21 protein-coding genes and 1 pseudogene are annotated in these 26,582 nt (G+C 57.9%); 12 read left to right on the top strand and 10 right to left on the bottom strand.

Translation table 11 applies throughout. The annotated features are described in order from the left end of the window. Positions 1–97 precede the first annotated feature (97 nt). From ACRQ5Q_RS11190 to ACRQ5Q_RS11155, 8 genes are all read right to left on the bottom strand, one after another. Positions 98–2,125, bottom strand: coding sequence for a carbamoyltransferase family protein (locus ACRQ5Q_RS11190; RefSeq protein ID WP_439397734.1), 2,028 nt, complete (start codon positions 2,123–2,125; stop codon positions 98–100). Positions 2,126–2,448: 323 nt separating this feature from the next. Further along, positions 2,449–3,237: an ABC transporter permease gene (locus tag ACRQ5Q_RS11185; protein ID WP_439397732.1), complete on the bottom strand. Its 789-nt coding sequence runs from the start codon at positions 3,235–3,237 to the stop codon at positions 2,449–2,451. A 3-nt stretch (positions 3,238–3,240) separates the two neighbouring features. Beyond that, on the bottom strand, positions 3,241–4,161 hold the full coding sequence (gene nodI / locus ACRQ5Q_RS11180) for a nodulation factor ABC transporter ATP-binding protein NodI (RefSeq protein ID WP_439397731.1): 921 nt from the start codon (positions 4,159–4,161) through the stop codon (positions 3,241–3,243). Position 4,162: 1 nt separating this feature from the next. Continuing rightward, positions 4,163–5,872, bottom strand: coding sequence for a nodulation protein NodU (gene nodU / locus ACRQ5Q_RS11175; protein WP_439397730.1), 1,710 nt, complete (start codon positions 5,870–5,872; stop codon positions 4,163–4,165). Positions 5,873–5,885: 13 nt separating this feature from the next. Further along, positions 5,886–6,515 (bottom strand): nodulation methyltransferase NodS, encoded by a 630-nt coding sequence (gene nodS, locus ACRQ5Q_RS11170; protein ID WP_439397728.1) that lies wholly within the window; start codon positions 6,513–6,515, stop codon positions 5,886–5,888. Positions 6,516–6,526: 11 nt separating this feature from the next. Next, positions 6,527–7,900 carry a chitooligosaccharide synthase NodC gene (gene nodC / locus ACRQ5Q_RS11165; RefSeq protein ID WP_439397726.1) on the bottom strand — a complete coding sequence of 458 codons (1,374 nt, stop codon included), beginning with the start codon at positions 7,898–7,900 and terminating at the stop codon, positions 6,527–6,529. A 14-nt stretch (positions 7,901–7,914) separates the two neighbouring features. Next, positions 7,915–8,574, bottom strand: a complete 660-nt coding sequence (gene nodB / locus ACRQ5Q_RS11160; RefSeq protein WP_439397725.1) for a chitooligosaccharide deacetylase NodB — start codon at positions 8,572–8,574, stop codon at positions 7,915–7,917. Beyond that, entirely contained in the window at positions 8,571–9,203 is a 633-nt protein-coding gene (locus tag ACRQ5Q_RS11155; protein WP_439399779.1) for a NodA family N-acyltransferase, read from the bottom strand. Before ACRQ5Q_RS11155 ends, nodB begins: the two co-directional genes overlap by 4 nt. Before the next feature lie 791 nt (positions 9,204–9,994). Between ACRQ5Q_RS11155 and nodD1 the strand changes: the two genes are divergently transcribed. The 7 genes and pseudogenes from nodD1 to ACRQ5Q_RS11120 all read left to right on the top strand — a co-directional run bounded on the left by nodD1 (position 9,995) and on the right by ACRQ5Q_RS11120 (position 19,868). Then, positions 9,995–10,939 carry a transcriptional regulator NodD1 gene (nodD1, locus tag ACRQ5Q_RS11150; protein ID WP_439397723.1) on the top strand — a complete coding sequence of 315 codons (945 nt, stop codon included), beginning with the start codon at positions 9,995–9,997 and terminating at the stop codon, positions 10,937–10,939. Positions 10,940–11,569: 630 nt separating this feature from the next. Continuing rightward, entirely contained in the window at positions 11,570–12,562 is a 993-nt protein-coding gene (gene nodD2 / locus ACRQ5Q_RS11145) for a transcriptional regulator NodD2 (protein ID WP_439397721.1), read from the top strand. 580 nt (positions 12,563–13,142) lie between these two features. Further along, a complete protein-coding gene (locus ACRQ5Q_RS11140) occupies positions 13,143–13,352 on the top strand; it encodes a hypothetical protein (RefSeq protein WP_439397719.1) in 210 nt (69 codons plus the stop codon). A 122-nt stretch (positions 13,353–13,474) separates the two neighbouring features. Continuing rightward, positions 13,475–14,188, top strand: a complete 714-nt coding sequence (locus tag ACRQ5Q_RS11135; protein ID WP_439399777.1) for a MerR family transcriptional regulator — start codon at positions 13,475–13,477, stop codon at positions 14,186–14,188. A gap of 308 nt (positions 14,189–14,496) precedes the next feature. Continuing rightward, a pseudogene (locus ACRQ5Q_RS11130) lies at positions 14,497–15,618 on the top strand (branched-chain amino acid ABC transporter substrate-binding protein). Positions 15,619–16,746: 1,128 nt separating this feature from the next. Beyond that, positions 16,747–17,109: a NolY gene (locus ACRQ5Q_RS11125; protein WP_439397717.1), complete on the top strand. Its 363-nt coding sequence runs from the start codon at positions 16,747–16,749 to the stop codon at positions 17,107–17,109. A gap of 2,033 nt (positions 17,110–19,142) precedes the next feature. Continuing rightward, on the top strand, positions 19,143–19,868 hold the full coding sequence (locus ACRQ5Q_RS11120; RefSeq protein WP_439397716.1) for an outer membrane protein: 726 nt from the start codon (positions 19,143–19,145) through the stop codon (positions 19,866–19,868). Between the two features lie 338 nt (positions 19,869–20,206). Here ACRQ5Q_RS11120 and ACRQ5Q_RS11115 read toward each other — a convergent pair whose 3' ends face one another. Beyond that, positions 20,207–20,326, bottom strand: a complete 120-nt coding sequence (locus ACRQ5Q_RS11115; protein ID WP_439397714.1) for a LuxR C-terminal-related transcriptional regulator — start codon at positions 20,324–20,326, stop codon at positions 20,207–20,209. 986 nt (positions 20,327–21,312) lie between these two features. Here ACRQ5Q_RS11115 and ACRQ5Q_RS11110 point away from each other — a divergent pair. From ACRQ5Q_RS11110 to hemN, 3 genes are all read left to right on the top strand, one after another. Beyond that, positions 21,313–21,477 carry a hypothetical protein gene (locus ACRQ5Q_RS11110; protein ID WP_439397712.1) on the top strand — a complete coding sequence of 55 codons (165 nt, stop codon included), beginning with the start codon at positions 21,313–21,315 and terminating at the stop codon, positions 21,475–21,477. Positions 21,478–21,537: 60 nt separating this feature from the next. After that, a complete protein-coding gene (locus ACRQ5Q_RS11105; RefSeq protein WP_439397710.1) occupies positions 21,538–22,029 on the top strand; it encodes a sulfite exporter TauE/SafE family protein in 492 nt (163 codons plus the stop codon). Positions 22,030–23,138: 1,109 nt separating this feature from the next. Further along, entirely contained in the window at positions 23,139–24,476 is a 1,338-nt protein-coding gene (gene hemN, locus ACRQ5Q_RS11100) for an oxygen-independent coproporphyrinogen III oxidase (protein ID WP_439397708.1), read from the top strand. Positions 24,477–24,884: 408 nt separating this feature from the next. On the opposite strand, the gene ACRQ5Q_RS11095 is transcribed toward hemN, so the two are convergent. Beyond that, positions 24,885–25,217 carry a hypothetical protein gene (locus tag ACRQ5Q_RS11095; protein ID WP_439397706.1) on the bottom strand — a complete coding sequence of 111 codons (333 nt, stop codon included), beginning with the start codon at positions 25,215–25,217 and terminating at the stop codon, positions 24,885–24,887. Positions 25,218–25,688: 471 nt separating this feature from the next. Between ACRQ5Q_RS11095 and ACRQ5Q_RS11090 the strand changes: the two genes are divergently transcribed. Both ACRQ5Q_RS11090 and ACRQ5Q_RS11085 read left to right on the top strand, forming a co-directional pair. After that, positions 25,689–25,880, top strand: a complete 192-nt coding sequence (locus ACRQ5Q_RS11090) for a hypothetical protein (protein ID WP_439397704.1) — start codon at positions 25,689–25,691, stop codon at positions 25,878–25,880. A gap of 14 nt (positions 25,881–25,894) precedes the next feature. Beyond that, positions 25,895–26,104 (top strand): hypothetical protein, encoded by a 210-nt coding sequence (locus ACRQ5Q_RS11085; RefSeq protein WP_439397703.1) that lies wholly within the window; start codon positions 25,895–25,897, stop codon positions 26,102–26,104. Positions 26,105–26,582: the final 478 nt, after the last annotated feature.

Genomic DNA, 26,582 nt, shown 5'->3' with positions numbered 1-26,582 from the left:
CAGACCGAAGTCCAGATGCCCAATGGCCTGCTGTGCATCGGACGGCCTGGTGCCCTCACATGCACGCATAGGCATACGCCATGCTCATGACTTACGGCTATGTTCCGCTTTGCGCTTCATTATGACCGCAAGCCGCGCGCGGCGGATGCAGGCGAATGCACCGCCGTTCCCATACGAGCCGCAATTCCTTCACAAGATCTTCACGCTTGGCCTGGTCCAGCATGGCTGGTTCGAAAAGCCACCCGAGCGACGCATGGCTCTCGATTCGCATCAACATCTCGAAAAGCTCAGGTGAGATACGCATACTGTAGTGGGCAGAATGTCCCGTGCGGATCTCGCAAACCGTGTCCTGACGATCTGGCGCTGTGTGGGAGCGAACACGATGAAGGGATGCATACGGGGGCAATGAAACCCCTAGCGCACTCCAATCCTCCAGTGATGTTGGTCGCTTCCTCACGAGGAACGGCCCAACAACAAGTCCGTCCAGGTCAGTCGTCAAGAACGTGGTGATCGCGTCTGACACGGACTGCACGATCGGTTCGGCATTGTTGTTAAATGAGGTATTTAGAAGAACCGGAATGCCCGTTCGCTTCTTGAATGCATTAATTAGATCCCAGTAGGCCGGGTTTGTCTTGCGCGATACGGTCTGCAGCCGAGCGGTCCCATCAACGTGCGTGATCGCACCGAGCACGTTACGCTTGGCTTCACGCACACGAACCACGAAGTTCATGAAGGGGAGCTGGCGCGTGCCGTCCGGGAGCTCAAAGAACTCGCTCGCATCCTCCTCCAGTACAGATGGCGCAAAGGGGCGATAACCCTCCCGCTTCTTGACCATCCCGTTGATGCGGTCCTTGTTTTCCGCAGGACGCGGGTCGGCAAGAATGCTGCGGTTACCAAGCGCACGTGGGCCGAATTCAGAGCGGCCCTGAACCCATCCGATTACAGCGCCATTTGCCATCAAGTCTGCCGCACTGGATGCTATGTCATCACTGCGTTGAATGTCGAGATGGCTTGACCATGCGTTGAGCTCAAGCTCTACGGCTTGCTCGTTCCCCAGATCGGGCCCCCAATAAACGTCCTGCAGCCGCTTGCGCGGCGCTGGCCTACCTAGCTCGTTTGATACCATTAATGCAGCGCCGAGTGCGCAACCAGCGTCGTGCGCCGCGGGTTGAACAAAGATCTCGTCAAATAGTCCGGAATATAGCAGCTTACCGTTGAGCGTGCAGTTATGGGCCACCCCGCCAGCTAGGCACAAGCGTTTCATGCCTGTCACTTCACGATGGTGCCGCATGGTGTGAAGGACGATCCGCTCCAGCGCTTCCTGCAGCGACGCGCTGACATCTCGATGCTGTTGGGTGAATGGCATTCCCTTTCGCCGAACCTGGATGTTGCGGACCAAGCCAGGTCCGATTCGGTCCAGGTGAACGCGATAGCCACCGCCGTCCAACAGCTCGTAGAACTGCGCGAAAAGTTCGCGATAGCGATTGGGATCACCATAAGGTGCAAGCCCCATCACTTTGTATTCGTCGAACATGCCGTAGCCGAGATATCGGATCGTCTCAAGATAGAGCAACCCCAAGGAGTTATGTTCTGGGAAACTTACAAGTTGCGTAATTTCGGTGCCGGACCCTACCGCCAATAAGCCTGAGAGAAAATCTCCACCTCCGTCGATCGTAAAGACGAGACTTTGCTCGAAGCCGGACATGGCAAACGCGCTCACGGCATGTGCTTCATGGTGATTCACGAAGGAAAGCCGGGACGGATCGATCTCGGCCCCGAACTCCCGTGCCAGCAGCTGCCGCAGCAACAGTTTGGCGTCCAACGGAACGGGCTGAGAAACAGAAAGGCGCTCGAGCATGGTTTTGCAGTAGGCTTCAGTCGCGTAGAACGCGATACGGTCGATGTCGCCGAGCTCGACTCCTGCGGTAGAAAGGCAGTACCGGATCGAATTGCTCGGGAACTTGTTGGAGTGCTTGATGCGGTTGAGGCGCTCCTCTTCGACAGCAGCAATTACGCGGCCATCCTGCACAAGAACCGCAGCGCCATCGTGAAGAAATGTATTCGGCAGCTCCGGAGAGCTTTCATAGACTCTGTCAAGGCCGCCACTCAGTCCCAGGCACAACATTGCGTTCTCCAACTGGCCATGGCGGGAAGGCCAACTGCACCGTCCCACCGATCTAATCTGTACTGTCACGCTCCGCAGGTGCGAGAGCCAGACAGCACAACACGACTTTGTAAGGTCCGTCTCGGCGCCGAGCGACAGGAGCTCATAAATAAGGGTGCTGACGTCCGACACCGATCGGCCGAACAGGCGGCCGTAGACCTCGGTCGATCTTGGCTTCTTAAGGTCATTGCAGAAGCTGTCACAGACCAGGTCACTCGCGAGCTATCGCGGCACCTACCATGCCACTGCATCGATTCGACTTTCTCCGTTTCGCTCATGTCACGTCAACGCAGAAGCCGGCGGTGAAAAAGTGCTGTCGACGCGAGAAAGGGCAAGACCGCGTATACGCAGAGCGCACCTACGTGCAGAGCAGCACTGTCGGCGCCGCGCTCAAGCATCGCTGGGCGAATAAGGTCGACCGAATGTGCGAGCGGCAGCATGGCGGCAGCGTGCTGAAATGAACCGGGCAGTTGGCTCGTCGGAAAGATCACGCCACACAAGAACACCATGGGAGTGAGGACAAGTGTCTGGTAGAACACGAAGTAGTCGTAACTTGGTGCGAGAGATATGACGACCATCGCAAGGCTCGCGAATACGAGGCCAGTAAGGGCGATAGTTGGCATCGCATACAGAATGGATGGCCATGACGTATAGCCCATCGTGGCGGCGACGATTCCGATCGCTGTCCCGGCCAGAACGGACTTACTGGCCGCCCACACCAGTTCACCCAGGACGATATCGCCAAGCGTGAGCTGAGTAGAAAGGATTGCCTCCCATGTGCGCTTGGTGTCCATGCGAGCGAAGGCGGCATACAGGGTTTCAAAGGTCGCGGATGTCATCGCGCTGATCGCGACCATACCCCCTGCCAAAAAGGCAATGTACGAAGTTCCCTCAACCTGTCCCACGATGAGTCCCAAGCCAAAGCCAAGACCAAACAGATTGGTTATGGGGTCTGCGAGATTGCCGAGAATCGATGCAAGCGCGACTTTCCTCCATGCCAGGAAGTTTCGTCGCCATACCGCGATCCAGTTGTACGCGTTAGCCGGCATCGCCGACGCATAGCTCTCATTCATTGCTCATTTCTCCATCTCGCGCCCGGTCAACCGCAAGAAAACGTCTTCGAGGTTCGGGGGGCGCTGCAGAACGCGAAGGTCCACTCGCCCGCGCAGATGCACGCGGACTTGCTCCGGATATTGCGCGTAGCAGAAAAGCGTCTCACCACTGACTTCGATGTGCCGCGCATAAGGCCTGATCAGCTCTTGGAGTTGATGTAGATCACCGCCATAGATTTCGAGCACGTTGCAGCCAATATGTTCGTCGATCAATGCGTCTGGCTTGCCTTCGGCGATTTTACATCCACTCTCAAGCACGCATAGCCGATCGCACAGGCGTTCGGCTTCTTCCATGAAGTGGGTGGTCAAGAGGATCGTCTTGCCACGTGCAAGCAGAACCCGTAGGCGCTCCCAAATCAGGTGACGTGCATGCGGATCCAGACCAGTCGTCGGCTCGTCCATCACGAGTAAATGCGGATCATTAATCAGGGCACGCGCCAGCGTCAGCCGTCGCTTCATGCCACCGGACAACTTGGAGACGCGCACGTCCGCTTTGGCCTCAAGGCGCGCAAACTCGAGCAGCGAGGGCGCAACCGCCTCGATCTTGCGAGCGCTCATGCCGAAATAGCGGCCAAACACAAGCAAATTCTCTAATACCGTGAACTCGTTTTCGAGATTATCGAACTGCGGCACCACGCCGACGCGCACACGCGCCGCACGAGCGCGGGAAGGCACAGGCTCATCGAGGACTGTAATCTCCCCAACGTCGGGCGAAATCATGCCGAGGAGCATGCGTGCAATCGTGCTTTTGCCAGCTCCATTGGGCCCCAGCAGTCCGAAGCACTCTCCGCGCGCAACCGAGAACGACAAGTCGTTGACGATGAGCTTGTCGCCAAATGACTTTTTCACGCCGGAAAAGTCGATTGCCACAGTGGACATGTTCATCTTAGGCTGACAGAAGTCGTTCCGTGGACGACGGTGTCTTGACGACCGTTTTGCTCCAGAGGATGCCCTCGCACCAGACATGCTCGACAAGCCCCCATTGGCAGGCCGCCGCAGCGTCTGGGAAAAAGCCCCGTCCGTGGAGGTTTGCGCTCGTGTTGCAGAGAAGCGGAATGCCCGTGAGTTGCTCAAATTCGACGAGAAGCGCAGCAACTTTGTGAGGAGAGTTGCGGGAAATTGTCTGCAGCCGCGCCGAGCCGTCAAGATGGACCACCGCGGGGATTCTGTCGCGCCAATTCGCCCGGGTCTGGTGATCGAACAGCATGTAAGGATCTGGCGTACCTGGGCTGAAGATCTCCGGCGCCCGATCTTCCAGACAGATCGGCGCCACCGGCCGGAAGCGCTCGCGACGTTTGATGTCGTTGAGATGATCCTTCATTGCCAGGTACGTTGGGGCTGCAAGAATGCTTCTACCCCCCAGCGCCCGCGGCCCAAGCTCGGCACACCCGGAGAGAAAGATGACGGGCTTGTTGTCGGCAAGAATCGACGCAAGTTCACGCAGACTGCAGGGTGCCGCCTCCCAGTCGGGCGGAACCTCGCTCTCCTGCAAGCCCGGACCACTGTAAACTGACCATTCCAACGGCCCGAAACCATCCTGCGCTGCCATAGCGCCGCACGCCGCCCCGATTGCCGAGCCGCTGTCGTTCGGAAACGGCGGCACCCAGACATCATCGAACAATCCCGTCGCGCGAAGCGCGCTGTTCCATTTGATATTGAGACCGCAACCTCCTGCGATGCAGAGATTTCGGGCTCCCGGAAGCTGCGAGTATCGTAGCAGAACCATCGCGATTTCCTTAACAAGAAGACGTTCCAAGAACACATGAAACGACGCAAGGACGTCCTCCGCGCGCTTGGCCGTCAGGCGCAACGCGCTCGCCTCGAAGAAGTCGTGAATGGCTGCAAGGGACGATTCCGCATTGTTGATGTTTTCGCGGTAGCGACGGGCCTGCTCCGTCTCAGCCGCTAACCGCGTTTCATAAAGCTCCTGGAACACTTCCACGATGCTTTCGTCCACGGAGCCAAGCGCGATGTAGGCCATCAGCTTGCCAGCAATGCCCAAGTCCCAACTGGAGCGGTTCGGCTGCCGGTATGGCCCGAAGTGAAGGCCCGCGGCAGCATAGGCATGGCCAATCATCGGAAACAAGGATGCAATGAGCCGCGCCCCCTGGGGTTCGACATAGTAGAGGCGTGGAAAGATACAGCCGTCCCATACCAGACAGAACGCGGGTTTTCCCGCGCTAGCGAAGGGACTGGTGCTATATGCTGACGCGACGTGGCCCGTGACATGCGGGTAGCTCTTATATGGAAACTCCTCACCTCCGAGGATGAGCCCAAAGCCGTCGACGGAATCAAGGAGGCCCTCAGCATGACGCTCGACATATGGCGCGCCTTTTAGCACGACCGGCAACTCTCCGCTTAGGAGCTGGAATTGCGATTCATTCTCCCCGTCCCAGCCATCAATCACGAACTGATCGATGTCCCGCGGATCCAGGCCATGCTCCGCCAAAGCGAGCACGACTGCATCGAGATTATCGACGGACTGATACCGTGGACTGTTGCCGCGCTTCTCCTGCTCGACGCAAAAAAGAAGCCGACCGTCCTCGACGACAGCGATTGCTCCGTCATGTGTCAACTTAATTCCGCAGATGCGCATACATCCTCCTGGCCTAATGACCACCGTTTGGTTGTTCTGACGCGTCGCTCGGCTTCCGAAACCGGACGATCAAACAGTCTTCGTTCGCCGACCCGGTGCGGCAGTTCCGACGCTCGACCTCCGACAGGCTCTCCTTGAAGAGCGCGATCACCGTTTCGGCACCAGCAGCATGCCCCCAGCCTTGACATATTTCATCGCGCGCAGACCCGAAAATGAGAGTGCCATTTGGCGCAAGCATACTCACCAGGTTGCAGATAGCCGCATGCATCTCGACCACGCCCTTGAGGTAATAAAGAACCTCGGCCACCACAATCAAATCGAATTGCTCAGTGGTCGAGAACCGCTGAATGTCGCAGGTGACCCAAGTAATATGTGACCACTTCCCGGTCCGCAGTCGCGCTCGCTCGATTGCCTGCGGCATGACATCTACGACCGTAAGTCGCTCGCATAGCGGCGCCAGCATCTCGGTGAATGCACCGGCTGCACATCCGACCTCGAGGGCAGACTCCGCATCTCCGTTGCAACGCGACATCCGGAGCATTTGCGCGTATCGCTCCTGCTCGAACGCACTAGTGTCGAGGCGCCATGGGTCGTCGACAGCCAACTCTCGCTCTAATAGCTGATGGTTTGTGTCCTGAGTCACGAGCCGACCACCTATTCGTAGACAGTCGAGCGATCGCGACCGGAAACACTCTCTGTCGCCGCTAGGCTCGATGGAGGCTGCGATAACGCCGCCTTACGAATAGGAGCAGGCGCCCCCCCCACACCAGTTGCACTTCGTCCGGCATTAGTGTGCAGGATGATACGCTTTTTCACCTCTTCCGCCGGCACATCGGTGACTTTTCGCGATAGCCAGTCGCTATTGCTCAATGTACAAAGCGCATAGGCCTTCAAAGGCAGTAAGAGAAAGATATTGATTGGTGTGTGGAGCGAGAAGCCGATAAACCGCAGCTCGTGAGCACGAAGCGCTGCCACACTGCACCGGACCATAGTCATTGCAGCAATCGTCAATACTGTCCACCAGGGTATAGAGCCGTCGATCAGGAGCTGCGCGAGCGCAGCAAGTGATGAAATGGCGAGGAGCAATGGGCCGAGATTTTGCCCGATAACGTCTAGCGTCAAATAACCATCGAGCTCCGGCAGCAGGCGCATAGCAAGAAACGTATCTCGAAAGGTACTGCGCGCCCAGCGGAGTTGCTGTCGTAGATATGGCCGAAGACTGTGCGGGACGACTGTGGCTGCTATGGCGTCCGGAACGTATTCGGTTCGAAACCCCGCCTTGAGCATGAGTATCGTTAGGTGGCGGTCCTCGCCGAAATCGCTCGGCTTCCCACGAAAGAATTGGGCCTCATATTGATCAAGAAGCAAGGTGAGTGCGGAACGCCGATACATTGCACATGGGCCGCAGCAACACATGACGGCACCGAAGCGCGCCTGTGCCGCGCGCTCTTCGTTGCAAGCGAGCCAATATTCCATGTCGATCAGCCTGGTCAGCCAGGTCTGGTTGCGATTGCTTGCTATCAGCTGACCCATGGCCGCACCGATCGCCGGGTCATGCATCTTCAATACAAGCTTCGTGACGACGTTGGCCGCAAGTATCGTATCGGAATCGACGTTGAGAACCAGATCACCGGATGAGCTGCGTATTGCTGCGATCTGCGCCTTGCGCTTTCCCACGTTGTTTGCCAACAAGATGAAATTAAATCTCGGATCGCTCGCATATATCTGGTGCACGGGAGCGACAACGTCACGGTTTGCGGATCCGTCATCGACTACATAGACCTGTATCTTTCCGGCGTAGTCTTGGGTGGCAATCGACTCCAGACATTCGGCGAGTGTGTTTGGATCCTCGTTGAAGCACGGCACGATGACGTCCACAGCAGGAAGGACCACCTCGGCTTGTCCAATGTTGTCCAGCGATGAGTTGGCCGCCGGCCGGGCATAAAGCGCTTGCACGCTCTTATAGATAGTCGAGAGGAGCGCATAAGATGAAACGGCGGCAGCACTGGTTGTCGCGAGCAGGTCCATGGGGTGTCGTTTTTTCAGTGGAGTTGAGGGAGTGGACGGATTACAAACCCGCGCCGTTGCAGTGCGGGAATCAGATATGCCAGCGCCGTCTTGGTCTGATCGCGCAGCGTGGCATCACCGCACAGTCTCTCCTCGTCGGGAGGATATCCGTCGTGCAGCAGCACAATTGCACCCGGGCGAACGTTCGCCAGTATCGAATTCACAATTGTCTCAACGCCCGGGCGGGACCAATCTCTAGGGTCGACCGACCAGTGCAGAGCCGTGAGACCAGCGCTCGCCGCCATTGCGAGCACCTCTTGCGTCCATATGCCGTAAGGCGCTCGCATATGCCTGGGCGAGGCCTGCGGGCACGCCAGACGGATGGCCTCGCTCGCCGTCAGCACCTCGTCGTGTAGCTCCGCAGGTCCGCATCTGGATAGGTCAGGATGGGTCATCGTATGGTTCGCAACCTCGTGCCCTTCCGCAATCATTCGTCGGATGAGTTCAGGATGCTCCGTCGCGTACGTCCCGATGACGAAGAATGTCGCCGGGACCCGATGTTGCGCCAGCACATCGAGCACCTCTGGCGTACAAAATGGATTTGGCCCATCATCAAAGGTCAAATAGACAGCTCGACCTCCGCCCGCGTCGGCGTAGTCGCAGCGGACAGTAGATAGGGTGGAACGCTCTGTCACAACTCAGGCCCGTTCCGATCGACGACAGTCCCGGCCGGCCATTCGCTTATCGAGCGTCCGACCGGAAACACCACGACGATCACGTCTTCGATGCGCGTCGGCGATAAATTGGGGTAGACGTCCGGCAGGGTGGAGCGGACGCGAATGCCACGCATCAGGGTGGCGAGCCCCTGCCTCTCGACCAGTCGGGTCAAATGTTTTTCAAGCGCCGAGCGAACCGCGCCAAAGCCGAATGGAACGCCCAGCTCCTGCAGTGCGGGATACATCACGCGCATTGCGTGGCTTATCCCGTGACCCTCGAGATCCGGGCGCACCGCATATAACCCCAGCTCGGCCACAAGGAGATCGACTCCACCAACTTTGATGAAGCGGCGCAGTAGCCCGATGTGAGCCGCTACCCCACGCGCGTCGTAACCAATTACGCGGAGCTCGGGTCTTGCGCCGGCCCAACTTCGGTTGCCCTCAAACGGCTGCGCATTGAACGCACCCGTCGGTCCGTAGCTCTTGCGGAAGAACTCCGCGAGCACGGCATGATCCGCGAGCTCCAGTTCACTTTCCCAACGCCGGCTCCACTGCACTTGGGCGCGCGCAGAAGGTACTTCCACAGTCGGGGACACGGCAATGTTCATGGCGAGCTTCCTTGCGCCAGTGGAGTTGAGAGTGGGGATGGTCACGTGAATTCGCAGTTCGCCGAACCGCCGATCAATGCTGAGATGGACCGCCATGCTCTGTCGGAGCTCGGCACTGCTCGCCTGCTCCGCGCCGCTGGCCTTTGCGCGACGGAGCGACGGTTTGATTGCACCTCGTCCGGTCAATGCCGTGCGCGCGATAAATCGGAAGGTGCCGACGAGGCGGTTGGACTAGCCAGAACCTGTCTGCACCAGCGAGCTTTTGCGCCTGCTGTCGCATGGCCCTCCGGCACATTGGCGTCTGAAGGCTGGCCAGCGCCCCCCAAGCCTCATCGATGGCGCATCGGAGCGGCATCGGATCAAACTGGCTTCTATACATCTTCGACACGCCCCGCATCCACTGGACAGGCGAGCCATTTGGAACGGCGCCTGGAATTCTTGGCATCCGCAATCTGCGTCTGCCGCTATTCCTCGACACTAGAATGAGGCTGAACGCGCGCTCAATTGTACGCGGGTAAACGTCAAATATGGAAACGGATGAAATCCGCATACCAACGTTTATCGGGAGGCGCTTGGCGTTCGAACGGGCGAGCTTAAGAAGAAGCAAGAACGCGCGCCCATGGTGCGCGCGCACGTCTTCGAGCTCTTCTCTTAGCTCACGTGAACGACCGGAAACCATCGTGGCGCGCCCAATTACTTTTGCAAACTTCAGTTTGCTATCCAACTTCCCCCAATTTGGTAAAATCGATTGTTTCGATACAACACATCCACGCGATGGATAGACTGACAGCATGCGGTTCAAGGGACTTGATCTAAATCTTCTCGTTGCGCTCGACGCCGTGATGACGGAACGCAACCTCACAGCGGCGGCTCGTAAAATTAACCTAAGCCAGCCCGCTATGAGCGCCGCGATCGCACGGCTGCGCACCTATTTCCGCGATGAACTATTTACTATGAGAGGTCGCGAGCTCGTCCCGACACCTGGCGCGGAGGCGCTTGCAGGCCCGGTTCGTGAGGCCCTGCTGCACATCCAACTCTCGATTATATCACGGGACGCGTTCGACCCGGCTCAGTCGAGCCGACGCTTCAGGGTCATTCTCTCAGATTTTATGACGATCATTTTCTTCCGCAGAATTGTGGACCGCATGGCACAAGAAGCGCCGGCGGTGCGCTTCGAACTGCTGCCGTTTTCCGATGAACCGGATGAGCTGCTGCGGCGGGGCGAGGTCGACTTTCTCATTCTGCCGGAACTATTCATGTCGAGCTCGCACCCTAAGGCGAAGCTGTTCGATGAGAGCCTCGTATGCGTGGGATGCCGCACGAACAAGCAGCTATCCCGGCAGCTTACGTTCGAGAAATACATCTCGATGGGGCACGTTACGGCCAAGTTCGGACGGGCCCTGAGACCGAACCTCGAAGAATGGTTTTTGCTTGAGCACGGCCTGAGGAGACGAATCGAGGTCGTTGTGCAGGGCTTTAGCCTGATTCCGCCCATATTGTTAGACACGAGCCGTATCGGCACGATGCCCTTACGGCTGGCCAGACACTTCGAAAAGCGAATGCCACTGCGGATAATCGAACCGCCTCTTCCTCTCCCCACATTCACAGAGGCCGTGCAGTGGCCATCGTTCCACAACACCGACCCGGCGAGCATCTGGATGCGGCGGATATTGCTAGAGGAGGCATCCAACATGGCATCTGGGGAGCAACCGCCTCCGGCTCGCAGGCGCTGTTAGGCTTACCCGCGAGCTACGCTTTGGACATCCAAGGGCACGCTATTGCCCCTTCCAGGTGCTCGGTTCCTTTCCTCGCTTCAAGGTCCTTTGGGGATAAACTGCCACAGACCTCGCAATGCGGAGAGCGCTTGCGAAGACTTCCCCGTGGTTAGCGTGGTGACCCTGAAGCTGTGGTTTGAGGCGCTTGCGCCCCATTCAGCTACGCCAGCCGCCGTCGCGGCAGAACATGCCTCCAGTACAAATTTATAGCTTCGCCAATAAAATGGCTTGAATCGCACATTGCGTCAGGTTGTAGGTTCACCGTCGTGACTGGCGCCGCTGCAGGACGCAGCCGTCGACAGGGCGTCTTGGCGAGCTCGCGGACTGTGATCTGCCATTAGCGAACCACCGGAATCAGCTGCGTTGTCGGCCAGAAACCGGCGATACCAATCAGCTGAGAGGCTCCTGACGCTTACGCGCCGCTGCCGATTGGCCTAGCGTTCGCTCTCCCTTCTTGCGGTCATTTCGCGAGCTTCCTTTCGCGATGGCAGGATTGCGCGATGTCAACTCGGGCGAGCCGAGACGATTGCTCCAGACGCAGCCGTACTGCACGCTTTTGCGTAGCAAGACGTTTGTGCCGGATAGGAAGAGATGCGTTTCAAAGGTCTGGATCTAAACCTTCTCGTCGCGCTGGATGCTTTAATAGCTGAGCGCAACCTCTCCTCAGCGGCACGCAAGATCAATCTCAGTCAGCCGGCCATGAGCGCGGCCGTTGCACGGCTGCGCTCCTATTTCGGTGATGAGCTGTTTGGAATGAGGGGGCGCGAACTTGTCTTGAGCTCGCGCGCCCAAGGCCTGGCGGCTCCTGTGCGCGAGGCTCTAATGCACATTGAACTCTCGATTATGGCGCGGGATGCGTTTGACCCAGCTCGATTGAACCGCCGATTCAAGATCGCTCTTTCGGATTTTATGACAGTTGTATTCTTCCGAAATGTCGCAGAGCGCGTCGCGCGAGAAGCCCCCACCGTCAGCTTCCAACTGGAGACGCCGACCGATGAGCACGAGGAGCTCCTCCGCCGCGGCGAGGTCGATTTTGTGATCTTGCCAGATTTTTTCATGTCCAGCACGCACCCTAGAGCAGCCCTATTCGAGGAGAGACTTGTCTGCGTAGGCTGCTGCACCAACAGGGAATTACAACGCCGGCTTACATTCGATCGATATATGTCGATGGGTCACGTTGCAGTTAAGCACGGAGGTGCGCCCCAGACGCCAGTTGAGCATTCATTCTTAATGGATCTCGGCCCCACTCGGCGCATCGATATTCTCGTGCAGAGCTTCAGTATGATCCCGCCCCTCCTGGTTGGGACGAACCGCATAGGCACCATGCCGTTAGGGCTCGTGAGGCATTTCCAAAGAACGATGCCCCTTCAGATCGTCGAGCTTCCGCATCCATTCCCCGCCTTCACTGAGGCGGTCCAATGGCCCGCACTTCACAACAGCGACCCGGGAAGTCTGTGGATGAGGGATATATTGTTGCAGGAGGCCACCCGCATGGCAACTACACAAGAGCTCCCTATCACCAGCATCTCGGAAGAAGCAGACACCGCGGGATATCTCGTACGATCTGTCTCCCCGTTGCCGTAAGCCCGTCCGCGAAGGTCTACGGTCCTCGCATTCCAACACTTCTCTCAACGCACACAATTCCATCTCGCCTGGTTTGCTCTCATTGTCGGAGGGTAGAGATCCTCGCGACCCGTCGGCTCGTAGGACGTTATGTAGTTCCTCGCATCTTCGCCTTACGCGCGGCGTCCGAACGGCAGACTTCCGGTCTGATTTTAGCGGCCGGGACGGGGGACGGGACGAACCAACGAGCTCGCGTGGGAGCTAGGCGCTTCCGTTGCAACCGCGGGTGCGGGCGCACCTGTCTCAAGAAGGTAGGACAGGCAGGCAGCTTTTGTCGTCTCAGTCAGTCGTTGCTCCCGATGAACGGAGACGATCAGCGTCTTCGGAGTCCTACCAACATCCACTGCTCGCATAGAGATCGTCGGACCTGCCGCGCAGTCGAAGCAACCATCGCGCACGCGTGTGGCGCTAGCGCATCACCCAGCAGTACATCACACCTTCATCGCTCCGCGCCGCAGGTATGACTTCTTTTGGCCCTAACGCAGCCAAACGTCTTGACGACGTGCGCTGCGCTGGCCAATTTCAAACAAGGAGCTGAACGTTGAAGCTTTGCAGCGGGGTGTACGATCCAGAAGAGCTTGCTGCCCTGGGACGACTTTATGACGGCGCCGTCAACGCGCTTCCCCCATCGATGCGGACTCCGGAGAACCGCACGGCGATCGCCAAACTCATCCTGGAGCGCACAGCGGCTGGCGAGGCTCAACTGGCGCGCCTGACGAAGTTGTTGATCACCATTTCCCCTAAGGGTTGATCGGCAGCCATTCTAAGGATAGTCACCACTCGCGTGCCGGGGTGGAAGACGAGTCAGCTGGAGCTTAGAAAGCCGCTTGAATCATACGTGACGTCAGGTTGTAGGCTTTGAAATTGAACAACATGAACAGAGCTACACCAAGAAGGCGTCGATGGCGCATTGGCGAACTTGCAGAGGCGACCGGAGTAACGGTACGCACGCTGCACCATTATGAGCACACTGGACTCCTAGCCGCCACAGAGCGTACTGACGGCGGTCACCGGATGTATGACCGCGAAAGCGTGCAGCGGGTTCACCAGATTCGCGCGCTGCGTGAGCTTGGCTTCTCGCTAATCGAGATCCGTAAAGCTATGGAGGGCACGACCTCACTCACGGACCTGCTCCGCAAACATCTAGAACGCATAGAACTTCAAGTCGCGCGAGCAACTCTGTTGCGGGACCGTTTGCGCAACATGACCATCGACGGCGAGGCGCAGGTGAGTGTGCATGAGCTGCCTGCCACCCTGAATGCCATGTCGCGGGTCGAGACGCGTAGTCAGACGTCCCCATGCACCTGCAATTTAGCTGCGGAGCGGGAGGACCGCTGGCGGCGAATCCGCGACGACCTTCGCGACTGCATGGATCGGGGCGAGCACCCTTGCGGCGAGCGCGCAAAGGCTGTCGCAGTTGCAGCACGCTTGCTGATCAGCGAAATCGCCGGCGCCGATTCACGCGTTTCGATGATCCTGAAGGTACTTGCACGATTAAGCGCCCCCCGCAGTCTGGCTGGTTGGGATCCCGGCCTGATGCAATATCTCGATCTCGCCCTTGGCGGGTTGGAGGATCAGCCGTACTGACGCGTTCACGGCCGGTTCCACACGTCGTCCGGGGCAACCTCTAGAAGCGCTCGGTTAACCGGCCGCTCTCTGCTGCGGCTAAGAGTCTCAGGAAATGGAGCGGGCTGATTGTCATCATCCATCGATCCGCTTCCCTGACGGCTCCATCGCTCCTCCCAAAAGGGCTTGATCCGCACGTAACGTCAAATTGTAGACCCTCCGGAAGCTGACTGAGCCATCGCACGTCTGCCCGGCAAAACCTCGCCCTGCCGACGTGCAAGCTTACAACTAACTGTGGTTCACTTCAGGTGAGCATTGGAAGTTCTACAATGGTGAATAGGCGGCACGCCTCTGTTGCGAGTGCAGCGCTTCTCTTCTGCGCTCTCGCCGGTCCGTCTGCGCGCGGCTCTGAAATAGAGATCGCCGTGGCTGGCCCAATGACCGGAAGCAGCGCCGCGTTCGGCGCCCAAATGCGCGATGGTGCGGCTGTGGCAGTCGAGGTCTTGAATGCTTCGGGCCTACTGCCCGATAACGCCAAGGTTATATTGAGTGTCGCTGACGACGCCTGCGACCCCAGGCAAGCTGTCGCAGTCGCGAATAAGCTCACGACAGAGCGGGTCCTGTTGGTGGTTGGCCATCTTTTTTCCTCTTCCTCGATCCCCGCCTCCGACATCTACGCCGAAGCAGGCATCGTTCAGGTGTCACCAGGCTCGTCAACTCCTCAGCTAGCAGAGCGCGGCCTTGAGACACTGTCTTTCGGATCTGCGGCCGCGACGACCAACAGGGAACCGTTGCCGCCGAGTACATTTACATGAATTATCCCAACGAGAATATCGCGGTGCTCGACGATAAGAGCACTGCTGGCAAGGGAATTGCCCGACGTGGTTGAAGCCCAGCTTCATCGATTCGGACGACAAGTCGCTCGGCAAAGCTATGTTGCCGGTGAAAGGGACTTCAGAGCGTTGGTCTCAAGAATGAAGAAGGATCGGGTGCGCGTCGCCTATATCGGCGGTTATCATACCGGAATTGGATTGTTTCTACGCCAGGCATCAGAAGCAAACGCAGACTTCATAGTCATGGCGAACGATCCGCTGGTGACCTCCGAATTCTGGGCCATTACCGGCAGCGCTGGCAATGACCCAGTGCTTACCTTCATGCCCGATCCCGCCGGGAATGCCAACGCGGCCGGCGCGGTCGCCGGCCTCAAAGCTTCCAGCCGGTCCGCTGAAGGCTACACGCTATACGCTTATGCAGCTGTGCAAGCCTGGGCAGAGGCGGTGAACCGTAGCGGCTCCTTCGACCCTGGGCGGGTCGCCAGCGCACTTCGTTCACGGCCGATTGATACCGTGCTTGGCCCGGTCCGGTTCGACAAAAACGGAGACAACTCGGCTTCTGGATTTCTGGTTTACCGCTGGCGCAACGGCCATGTTGAACGTGTCACGAGGTACTGATTTGCACGGAACGCAGCGCCCCCGACCGCAAAGTATACGCAAGATGAGACGTCCTCCGAATTTGATCGCAGCGATACTCGCTAGCTCTTTTATACTTGCTGCTTTCGGAGCGTTTTTCGCTCTCGCTGCGGCGCTCGCAGAGCTACACAGCGTCGAGCTGCCGGAGGTGCTACATCCAATGATAGACAAATAGCAGCACTGTTGTCTGACTTCGGCTTGGGAGTACCGAGGATTTTAGGGTCGGATTCAACTCTATTCGCCCCTGCCGGTCTATTTTGATCGGGCATCAGCAGATCAGCAGCGTTGCCCAGCATTCCTTATGCACGCTAGACCTAGACCTTATGAAACACCAATTAACCGACTTCCGATGAAGGCACCGAAACTGCTCACGTGCGCTATCAACGAGCTGGATGCATCCCATCAACACTTTCTATTTTACTAATTCAAGCCAATCACCGCATAAGTCGGTCGCCGGCTTAGGGGAAGGCAAAGTTCACGAATGTCGCGCGATAAAGGATCCTTTCCAGCTTGGTCGCAGCGCAACTCACGTCTGTCGCGGCTGCATCGAGCAATGTTTGACAGCGAGACACGCGGGGCACGAATGCAGTGCGATGACCAATCGCGGTTGGTGCGTAATCTATCACGTCGTCGCCTCTCCCTTTGGCACGATACTTGAAGACTCCAAGAAGACAGCTCTCACGCACACTGTTCGGCGATGGTAAATGCGTCCGCAGCATAGAACTCAGGCAGGTGAGCTGCCCTTTGCACCGGTGCAGGCTGGACTTTTCGCTCTGACGAGGCCTGTAGCGTCACCAATCCGATGCCCCCGCGGCCTCCAAGCAAAGCAGTACCATCAGCTGTTGGCCCCCAACGGAGTCGGTGCCATTGCCGGACGCGCTGGACAGCTCGACAATCCATTCAAATCCCGCGCCAACTACAACGCTCTTCGTTTTCCCTGGACCCTCATTCCGCCTTTGCAGTCCTTTCGCGGCACATGTGTGCCCGCCTCTATGGGACTAGGCGCACCTCCTGTGCAGCAATCATTCGTCCAGCGAGGCGTGGGGGCATCTGGCGAACGGGAAACGATACCTCAGCCTGTCTTGCATTTCACCACTTTGGAGAAATACCGTGGGACTTGACCCTTCCAATTCACGCATACAGAACCTTGAGGATCGCATCGACCTGCAACTCGACATCGTCGCTGCCCTCATGCGCGAAGAAGATAACGAGCTCGAAGCGATCCGATTACTTAATGCGCTCATAGGCCAAATGATTACGGCGGAATTGGAGCTCGGCCAGCTTGGCGATACGAGAACCGGCGACCGACGAATGCGACTGTCGCGAGACCGTGGCGTTTACCACCCCGAAGACCTTCAGGTTCTGGGACGCCTATTTGATCAGACTGTCGCGGCATTACCGGCCGCGCTGCGGACTTCCGCCAACCGAATGACGATCGCCAAGCTCATTTTTTCACGTGCAGCAGCGGACTGAGATTTAATTTGCGTTTTTCTGGAGGTTGACGGCGTTGACCGAACGTTTTTCGCGGGCTGATAGTTGCGCTAAGGCCTACGCTCCACCGATCGACATTCTCTGTTTATGGGCTCACCATCCGGCGCGCCGCTCCCGCTAGCTTTCCACATAGGAAACGCTCGCCACCACGTTCTAAATCAGGCTCGCTCTATCTTGCGCCGCGGACGACACATTAAATTCCATCTAGCTAGACCTTGCTGTCACTCGACGTCCGTGGCCAGTTACAGGGTTCGGGAGCTTGGAAGCGCAACCCAACACATACGTGCGAGACCTCGGACGACTACCGCCGCTTCCGATCCCTCGCTGCGCCGGCTTCCCTACGCCGGTCTGTCTCAAACCCGCAGCGAACGAGGCCAAACCGTCTTTGCCAGACGACAAAGAATCCATTATGGGAGCATCGCCATTGCCGTTGCATCTCGCTCCTCTCCAGGGCGACTGACCGGTACCACACCCGGAGCAGAAAGCCATGCGCAGGTGACTCACACCGCAATGGACCATCGAGACATGTCAAAAAGCTGACAAACAAGTCGCATCGCGGAACACGCTACATGATCCACAATCCGACATCACAAAGGACTATTGCGGTCTGGACGCTTCTTGGCTTGAGGGTGGGAAAGGAGCGGGCGGTCCAATTCATCATGCTCGGCTTTAGTCGCGACTGGTGGGCGCCGACCTTCCGAGTGAATGAACAGGAGTCACAAGTTTTGACTCGTAACCTACCAACAGCACCACTATGGCAATGAAGTGTACGAGAACCCGTATTCGTCTTAACTCGTTTCAGAATTATTTCGAATGGTGCCTGGCACGACGTTCGGTCATCGCAACTTCAATAAGCATCTTTATGCTCTCCTGAAAGCACCAGAGCTGATGTCTTTCTTGCTTAGACACGCAACGAAATCTCGGTCTGCTTTTGCGTAGGTATTTCCTTCTATCAGGATGTCGAGGAGTGTTTGAGATGGATCAGTTCTTTTCGCGGCAGGTGCCAGATGCCGTCGTGAGCGTCGCATTTGAGAGGGCTTGGAGCTTTGTCGAGAAAGATCCGCTGCTGGCACATAATCGGAAGGCCGTCCTTCATAGCCGATTGCGCACTTACCTCGAGTGTTCGATAAGAAACGGCGAACGGAATACTCTGAATCTGGCAAACGAGGCGATACGCAACTTGCGCGCTGAACTGGCGCGGTCGCCTGAGCAACCAGGCGCTTGTACCTGTACCGGCGAGAGCGTCCGGCGCCGTTAAGGTATTTTGGGAACCCTTATACGGTCGAACAATCGGGTCAGCACGTGGTCGAGCAGACTCACTCATGTGCGGCCCCGTTGACGAGAACGTTGGCGAAAGCTGTGGCCTATCGCTCCTCTGGCGACCGCAAGACCAGTAAGCAGAATACAGGCCCAATCGGGGGCGAGATGGGGCGGCCGCGCTAGTATTCGCTCGCGCCAAGAAACCGCCCACCCTTTTCTACCTCTCCTTGAGCTCGGCCAGATTTCAAGCAAGAGCATTGTCTAGCATAGCCACAGCAGGCTTCCCGACCCATCGATCGATGGCAGAAGTTGACGGAGTTCGAGCTACACGTGTGGTAGTTCCCGAGCCAAAGGGAGCGAGCCTGCAATCGGCCGGCATCGCGTCGCTCAAGCGATAGCACACCGTGCCGAAAGAATGACCTTGAGCGCCCAGGCGCACCATCGGTCCAGCATTGTAGGGCGCGGCCTGGGTTTGTCGCTCCTTAGCGACAGAAGGAGCCAAACACCGCCCAGATTGCTTCGCGTCGTAGCTCATGAACGATCATGTCAAAGAACAATCCGCGCGGGGCAACCACTGCCGAGCCATAGCGTCTCCGTAGAAGCGGAACAGCGGCAACCTGCGCGCTCCGCAATCTGACGCCACGTCCGATTGGTGACATTTCTTTCGAAGACATGTGGTGCGACAGTTACAGCAATTCGCGTTCATGTTGTTAAACGCATGGCGCCGGGGGGCACCGAAAGGAAACGACACTCGAATGAAAAAGATTCTGATTCTGACTGCCATTATGGGCGCACTCGGTGCGGCCACTCCCTCATTCGGCACGGACCTGGCCGGGCAGCCTGTCAAGGTCAAGGCGACACCGCTGCCGGTCGCAGCCCCGATCATCGATTGGTCCGGCTACTATATCGGCGCCAATGGTGGCTGGGGAACGAGCAGCAATTGCTGGGATTTCAATGGCGTCGCTTCCGAGGGGTGCCATAATTCGACTGGCGGTACCATTGGCGGCCAGATCGGCTATCGTTGGCACATCTTCAATATGGTGTACGGCCTCGAAGGCCAGGGCAACTGGGCCGACTTCCGCGGCTCCAATGTCAGCACCGCCTTCCCGGCAGACACCGTTGGCACCACGACAGATGCATTCGGTCTACTCACGGGCCATATTGGATACGCGTTCAATGCTATCCTCCTTTATGGCAAGGGCGGCGCCGCGCTGACCAGCAACACCTATCACGTCAACTCGGTGGCAACTGGCACAGAGATTGGCAAAAACAATGATGTTCGCTGGGGTGGCGTGCTGGGCGCCGGTGCCGAAGTAAGCCTCACGCCCAGCTGGTCGGCTGGCGTCGAGTATAACCACTTGTTCATGCAGCGCAGCAACATAAGCTTCCCAGCGGCCCTTGGCGCGGATCGCGTGCACCAGGACATTGATCTCATCACGGCACGGCTCAACTACAAGTTTGGTTCGCCGTTTGCCAGATAGCCCACGCGCTTGCATGAATCGGGACCCCGACCGGCGGTCGGGGTTCTTTCCGCTCCCCAGAGACTCCTGTCCTACTTCCGGCGCAAGAAGTGCGCGCTCGTCTGAGCAAAGGATCACCCGCTCGATGGAGAGAGGCCGCCATGCTCCGACCAGTGAGCATTAGATCCGCCGATTTTACATCTCACCGACTCTACGAAGACCCAAACCCTCGCTCAGCGCGAGATGCAGACTTGCCCAAAGGAGCGTTATATCTGCGAATTCGCCGAAAGCGCCATGGTCAACTTGCCAAAAGCTGGAGGCCAAAGATGTGACAGTTGGCGCTCGTCCCTCAACTGAATTCAAAGAACATCGAGGCGAATAGCTATCGCGACTGCTTGAATCCGGCTGGTCGCACCCAGCTTTCCCATCGTATTCTCGAGATGAAAATTGACTGCATTGTCGCTGACTCTCAGGATCATCCCAATTTCCCATGACGATTTTCCCTCTCAGACGCCATCGCCGCATTCGTCGCTCTGCCGGCGACTGCGCCGGGATGATCACAATCGTCAAGCAGCCGAAATAGCGATTATCATCCTTGCTCCGAAGCTATCGACAAATTCTCGCTGATGGCGGAGCTGGCGAAATCGGAGATCATCGCCTGTGGTCCGCGTGGATCGACTCGATGCGACTTCAGATGAAGACAACAGAAGCGTCATCTTTTTTCCCAATCTTTCGCATCGCCCATCGCTAACCTGTCGCTGATCGTCGGCGTGTGAGAGCGTCGGTGACGCGATCGATGAGCAGCACGGAAGATCCGATGCAGACGCCATGTTCTCCACATCGTCGTCCGGCGTTTCATCGGACCCGTCCGGCAGGCCCGGTACAAACGAACCGAAAAGGGCCGCGTCAAAAGTGCAACAAGAGATAGCCGCAGTCGCGAGACCTGCTTGATGCGGAAGATACTTTGCATGCGCATCTCCAGAAGGGAGAGGCCCCCAGATCGGACTAGCAAGTGCCATACCAACTGTTGATTTCGCCAAAATCAATCGTCGCAGATGGGCTTCGAACGCGGACGGTTGGTTACGAGGTAGGTGCCACGAAGCATTCATGACATGGGGAGGGAAGGCGACAGCACCATTGCGAGCCGCGGCACGAGGTGAGCTACAGCAAGAAATGCAGCTCACCTCGGCAGCTCACCTCGGCCGCCCCCTCCTTGAGTGCTGTCCTCTCAGGGACTCAAACCCACCCTATTGGGACCCAGTCAACTCCCAACCTCGGCAATTGATGGGAGGGTCCACACATGGCACTCGCTAAGGAACTTGAACTGACTGCACCTTCGGCCGCGCGATTCGGGGAAACGCTTAGAGCCGCCCCCGAGCGGAAACACAATTGGGCCGCACCAGATGCACCAATCATGATGGACTTGATAAAACAGGGCGAAGGTCGTCGCCAAAATCGGTGAAGCATGGCTTCCCTGCTCTTCGCGATCATCGCCCTGCTATATGCGAGCGTTGGCCAGGCTGGCGGTACTGCATTCCTCTCGTTGATGGCATTTTTTGGCATGTCATCGACAGAGATGCGCCCCACGGCGCTTGGTCTCAACATTGCTGTCGCTACTTATTCTACTTGACTGTTCAACCGCAACAAGGTCGTTGACTGGACACTCCTGCGCCCTCTTCTTTTTTCGTCGATGCCAGCGTCGCTTGCCGGAGGCTTGATTGTGCTCGAGGAGCAGATGTACAAAACACTGACCGGGCTCGTTCTTCTTCTGGCGAGCGCAGTGATGATCATGCAGCGGGGACGAGCTGTCGATCGCGTGGGCGAAACTCCGCTGCGGGCGAGCGTGAGCATTGGCGCGGTCCTTGGCCTCGTTTCCGGCCTGACTGGGATGGGCGGCGGTGTGTTCCTCGCCCCGACGCTCATCGCACTGAATTGGGCATCACCGAGACAGACCATCGCGCTATCACCCCCATTTATACTGGCCAACTCCACAGTCGGATTCGTCGGAGCTCTTTCCACTGGCCAATTTCCTTCCCCTCATTTGGCTCTTTACGCAATCGCCGTGCTGGCGGGTGCGGTCGCTGGAACAGTAATCGGCCTGAAATGGTTGAGCCAGACAACCATCAGATTCATACTGGCGGCGGTTCTGCTCGTTGCCGGCATTCAATTGGTTCGCGCTTGAAGTCGAAACGACATCTTTCCTGCGGGGATCCCAGCGCGGTCAGATCGAAGTACAAGGTTTCTGCAAGCCGCGGCTCAAGCCTGGTCCGAGCGCCCTGCCCAACTCTGAAAGCCGCCAGTACGATCGCGAAAAGCCATAGTGTCGAACGACGGTGAGGCGGATCCGAGCGCGTTCCGGCTGATGGTCCTCAGCCGGACGGTCAGTACGAGATCGCATCCGGTTCGCGCTCCAATCGAGGGGAGGATCAACGTCGGGCAGGCCGGGCGAGCAGCGAGGCCGTCCATCAGGTGCTCTTCGTCCGACACGATTGATTGAAGCCTCTCCAAGTCGTTCCGAGCTCGCGTTTGCCATCAGCACGACGTCCAAGTCGTTGTGAGTTGGTGACATGTATTTGGATCTGAACGAGACGCCGGCGAACCAAGGCGTCCCGACGCACCTTGCGGGGGGCGGTAAAGTGCGCCGGGGCCACCCCAACATCATCAGTACATCCGTGATGATGCCTGCCGCAATGAGACAAGCAGCGTGGCGGAATTGAGGCTCATTGATTTTATGCTTGAAACCAAAAAATGTTTTTCGTGAGCTGCTCCAAAAGACTTGAATCGCACGTAGCGTCATGTGCTGCAATCGCATATTCGCGCTCTGATCTAGCAAGCCACTTCTCTCCGTGGCACTACGGCTTTGAACGGGAGGCATCCGTCGATTGCAGAGCAACCACGTCGGCCTTTCCTCGGAAAGCCGGGTTGAAAGTCCAGCAACAAGCTCAGCTGCTCTGCTGACGTCTTAAGATCCGTGTTTCCGTTGCAAAGAGGTAGCACGCCAGGAAGTGCGGAAACGACGCTGCCCGATGAGCGATTGATACTGCGCGCGGCTAGTCGCGGCGCCCCGCGCTAGTTCGAGCGTCCTCGCAGAAACTCATACGCCACCATAAACGTTCAAACAATCGCGGACGAGCGGCTCTCACTTCCAGGCCTGAACCCCTACGCTGCGTTTGGCAGTGACATCGAACGCAGGCCAAACCTCAGGACCGTTAGACGCATTTGACATAGCGCAAAGACATAACAGTGGACATCGGTCAGCTTCATGCCGCTTGACCACAAGAGAGTTAGGCTTTGCAGACGTCTCTCCTGAATAAATATTGCGACGCTCGCCTGCCTTGGTACACCATATACCCAACCGTACCGGATTTCTCCGCGACTGTCGGTGCCAAGACTTGTGAGACATGGTTGAGGCGGCTGCCGCCCGACGATCCCGTGTCGCTATACATCCATGTTCCGTTCTGTCGTTCTATCTGTTGGTATTGCGGCTTCCCTACAAGCCTCGCTCGCGGCGAGCGACCGATCCGCAAATATTTGGCGGCGTTGCACGCCGAGATACGTTTGGTCGCAGAGCAAGCGCCTCGCGCTCTGCCGGTCAGCGACGTGCATTTCGGCGGCGGGACGCCGACCGCCATTGCACCGGCCGATTTCCTCGCCTTGATAGGACTCCTGCGACGCTGCTTCGCGATCAGCAAATCAGTTACCATTGCCATAGAAATCGACCCTCGTGCGTTCACGGCCGAGATGGTCGAAACATTACAAGTGGCTGGCGTCAATCGCGCGAGCATCGGCGTGCAAAGCTTCGATGGGGTGGTTCAAAGGTCGGTCAACCGCGTGCAGAGCGAGGAGCAGACGGCGTCTGCCGTCGAAACTCTTCGCCAGCATGGGATAAGCCGCATCAATTTCGACCTCCTCTTCGGACTGCCGCATCAGACGGTGCGGTCTTGCGTGGACTCTACACGGACGGCTCTGGCCATGCGGCCAGACCAGCTTGCGGTTTTCGGCTATGCTCACGTCCCCTCTTATATGAAACGCCAGCGCCAGATCGATGAGACGGCGCTGCCGGACAATGTGGCCCGCGCGGAGCAAGCCGCGGCCATTGCAGACACGCTGGTCTCGGCGGGCTACCGACAGATCGGGCTCGACCATTTCGCCCTGCCCAACGACGAGCTCGCGCTGGCGCAGAAATCGGGTCGGCTGCGCCGCAACTCCTTGGGCTATTCGGCTGATACCTGCAAAACCGTAATCGGCTTAGGTCCGTCAGCCATCAGCCGTCTGGGTGAGGGTTACGTCCAGAACGAGATCGCAACCGCCTCCTATCACGAACACATTCAGGCTGGTCGGCCGGCAACCTCAAAAGGCTATTGTCTCACCGCCGAAGATCGCCTCCGCGCCGCAATCATCGAGCGTCTGATGTGCGATTTGCAGGCCGACGTACCAGCGATCTGTGCTGCTCATGGGTTTGATCCGATTCCTCTTCTCCATTCGGCCGACCGGCTGGAAACGCTTGCCGAAGACGGAATAGTGGACATTGAAGAGGGATTCATTCGGGTCAAGCAGGAACACCGGTTTCTCATTCGTGCTGTTGCTGCCGCATTCGACACCTATCTCGACCGTACCCCTATTAACTAAGCCGCGCATGTGAGCAGATCTCAAACATCTAAGCTCCTGGCGACGGAATGATCTGAAGTGGCTCCTCCGGCAGACAGGCCAGATTTCGAGGATGCAGCGGCAGTGTCACGACAACGACCTTTCAGATATGGCCTCAAACCGGGAGGGCTGACTAAAAGGAAACTGATTTGAAGGAGAGGCGCAGCGGATTCCGCCGTTCAGGGCCACGGCTCGATCATGCCGAAAGGGCTCTGCCCAACCTCCCCTTGAGTGCTCTTGATAATGGTGACGGCCTTAGCGACGTGCCGCTAGAGACGCCGGCGCCCGCAGCAGCTTCGGGTATTTTACGGCTGCAGGCAGCATTGCGAAGCTACGGTCCACCTCCTCGAGCACAGCTGGAGGCTCGCCACGCCTGCAGCATCTCAGACCTTAAGGCTCGGCTGTCTTCGGTCCGGCGATCACGGGCGCGCCTCCGACGGAAACAGGTCCCTGTGGTTTGGACCGCCCGAAGCGTTTCCTGGCGACGCTCGAAACAGGCTGGGGTGGCGACAAAGGAGGCTCGGAAGCAGCAGAAGGGAGAGGTGTTGAACTCTGCAGCGCATCGATCCGCGAAGTCAGCATTGTGATCTGATCCAAGATCTTTTCGAGGGCATCCCGCTGGGCATTGATCCGGCGATTGAGTTCTACGATCTCAGCGTCAGTTTTCTCCTGTGCCCACTTTATCTCGAATAGGGATGCCCTGTCCTGCAGTGACAGGCTCATTGTTGAAGCGATATCCCTGCTTTCCCGCGTCTCGAGAAACTCTGCAAGGTTAGCCCAAAGCCAGGCGCCAGCAGCACACGAGCCGACGAGGCTAAGCGAGAGCACCAAAATCGGGAGAATCCGTCTTGACGGCCGGTGCAAGAGCGACCGCAAGTCTGAAGCGGTCGCTTGATCATTCAAGTCCGTTGTCACTCGCCAAACATCCCCATCCTAGCCGGCTTATTTGGTCGACGCGCGGTTCAGCACAAGTACGCCAGGGTTCCCATAGATCTGATCAGAGAACCGTCTGACGCCACGTCCTGGCGTCTTATGTCGTACTGCCTGCGATGCTAACGCGCTCCAGGAGCTGCTAGCGTCGACACTAATCAGTCTTGTGAGCTTCCCGATCGGCTGCCCCTGCTCCTACGGTCCTTCTCGAGCAACGCAACGCGACAATTGCGCGCGTTCTCGATGATAGCGCCCGAGCGAGCAATGGTTCTCGTCTTCGTCGGCGATGGCGCAGCATTCTCCCTCATTCAGAAGAACCTTGCAGATTTTCTTACCGTGTCCGGCACGAATGCAAACCGTCCGCTGATCCGGCAGTGTGTTCGATGGGCTCGCGCCTCACGCCTTGCCCTGACCAGCAACTTCATCTGGGACGCGTCCCGCAAGCGCCACGGCTGATCGACCGAGCCGCAATGGCGCGATTGGACCGGCAAGCATTGCACCTGATCAACTACCAGTTCCGGCAGGTTGTTCGAGATGACGGGCACGTGCCAAGCGTGACCAACGAACGCTGCCGTCAAGGATTCGGATGCAAGACAGGTTTTGCCGCGCCGACGGCAGCCAGCAACTGCTCGCCGATGTCCGCCAAAGCTGCTCGATGGCTGATTCCGCAGATAGCCTAGGCCATCACGTTGGATGTCGTGGTGTGATTGCCGCGCGCGCAAATTCAAAGGCTCTTCGGCCTTCAAGCCCGGAGATTGTCTCGTGTTTCGCTGACCACCATACCAATGAAGCGCTTCATGAAGCCGAGCCTCTTGCAGGGCGAGCCTTGCTTTCTGGTAGCTGCCGTTTGGTCCAGAAAGCCGCCTTCGATGCAAATGCGCGGCACCGCCAGACTCGCCCGACTCACAGTGAGCAAGGTGGATATTCGCATTGTTCTGGTGGCCAGGGCAGCAAGCCCCCGCGCGCTCGCGAGCATTTGGCGAGCCAGCGCCCTCCGCTGGCTCTCGGCGCACCGGCGTCATGCACAAGCAAAGTTTGGGACCAGATCATCATCGCGCCGCGAGCTGAGAGGTTCAGGAAGCCTCAGTGGCTCTGTTCGGATAGATCGAGTTCTGGCTCGTCCCCCTCACCCTCGGACGCGAAAGGACGCCGGCGATG

The sequence above is a fragment of the Bradyrhizobium sp. PMVTL-01 genome, assembly GCF_051861855.1.
Classification (GTDB): domain Bacteria; phylum Pseudomonadota; class Alphaproteobacteria; order Rhizobiales; family Xanthobacteraceae; genus Bradyrhizobium.
The sequence above is the reverse complement of the archived record's forward strand: the minus strand, read 5'-3'. Positions and strand labels throughout refer to the sequence as shown.

Coding starts and splice junctions, on each gene's coding strand:
- nodI (WP_439397731.1), bottom strand. CDS start 4,161: ATGAACATGTCCACTGTGGCAATCGACTTTTCCGGCGTGAAAAAGTCA.
- ACRQ5Q_RS11135 (WP_439399777.1), top strand. CDS start 13,475: ATGAACAGAGCTACACCAAGAAGGCGTCGATGGCGCATTGGCGAACTT.
- nodU (WP_439397730.1), bottom strand. CDS start 5,872: ATGCGCATCTGCGGAATTAAGTTGACACATGACGGAGCAATCGCTGTC.
- ACRQ5Q_RS11115 (WP_439397714.1), bottom strand. CDS start 20,326: ATGATCCTGAGAGTCAGCGACAATGCAGTCAATTTTCATCTCGAGAAT.
- ACRQ5Q_RS11110 (WP_439397712.1), top strand. CDS start 21,313: ATGGCTTCCCTGCTCTTCGCGATCATCGCCCTGCTATATGCGAGCGTT.
- nodC (WP_439397726.1), bottom strand. CDS start 7,900: ATGGACCTGCTCGCGACAACCAGTGCTGCCGCCGTTTCATCTTATGCG.
- nodD2 (WP_439397721.1), top strand. CDS start 11,570: ATGCGTTTCAAAGGTCTGGATCTAAACCTTCTCGTCGCGCTGGATGCT.
- ACRQ5Q_RS11085 (WP_439397703.1), top strand. CDS start 25,895: ATGGCGCGATTGGACCGGCAAGCATTGCACCTGATCAACTACCAGTTC.
- ACRQ5Q_RS11105 (WP_439397710.1), top strand. CDS start 21,538: ATGCCAGCGTCGCTTGCCGGAGGCTTGATTGTGCTCGAGGAGCAGATG.
- ACRQ5Q_RS11095 (WP_439397706.1), bottom strand. CDS start 25,217: ATGAGCCTGTCACTGCAGGACAGGGCATCCCTATTCGAGATAAAGTGG.
- ACRQ5Q_RS11155 (WP_439399779.1), bottom strand. CDS start 9,203: ATGAACATTGCCGTGTCCCCGACTGTGGAAGTACCTTCTGCGCGCGCC.
- ACRQ5Q_RS11185 (WP_439397732.1), bottom strand. CDS start 3,237: ATGAATGAGAGCTATGCGTCGGCGATGCCGGCTAACGCGTACAACTGG.
- nodD1 (WP_439397723.1), top strand. CDS start 9,995: ATGCGGTTCAAGGGACTTGATCTAAATCTTCTCGTTGCGCTCGACGCC.
- ACRQ5Q_RS11090 (WP_439397704.1), top strand. CDS start 25,689: ATGGTTCTCGTCTTCGTCGGCGATGGCGCAGCATTCTCCCTCATTCAG.
- ACRQ5Q_RS11120 (WP_439397716.1), top strand. CDS start 19,143: ATGAAAAAGATTCTGATTCTGACTGCCATTATGGGCGCACTCGGTGCG.
- ACRQ5Q_RS11190 (WP_439397734.1), bottom strand. CDS start 2,125: ATGTTGTGCCTGGGACTGAGTGGCGGCCTTGACAGAGTCTATGAAAGC.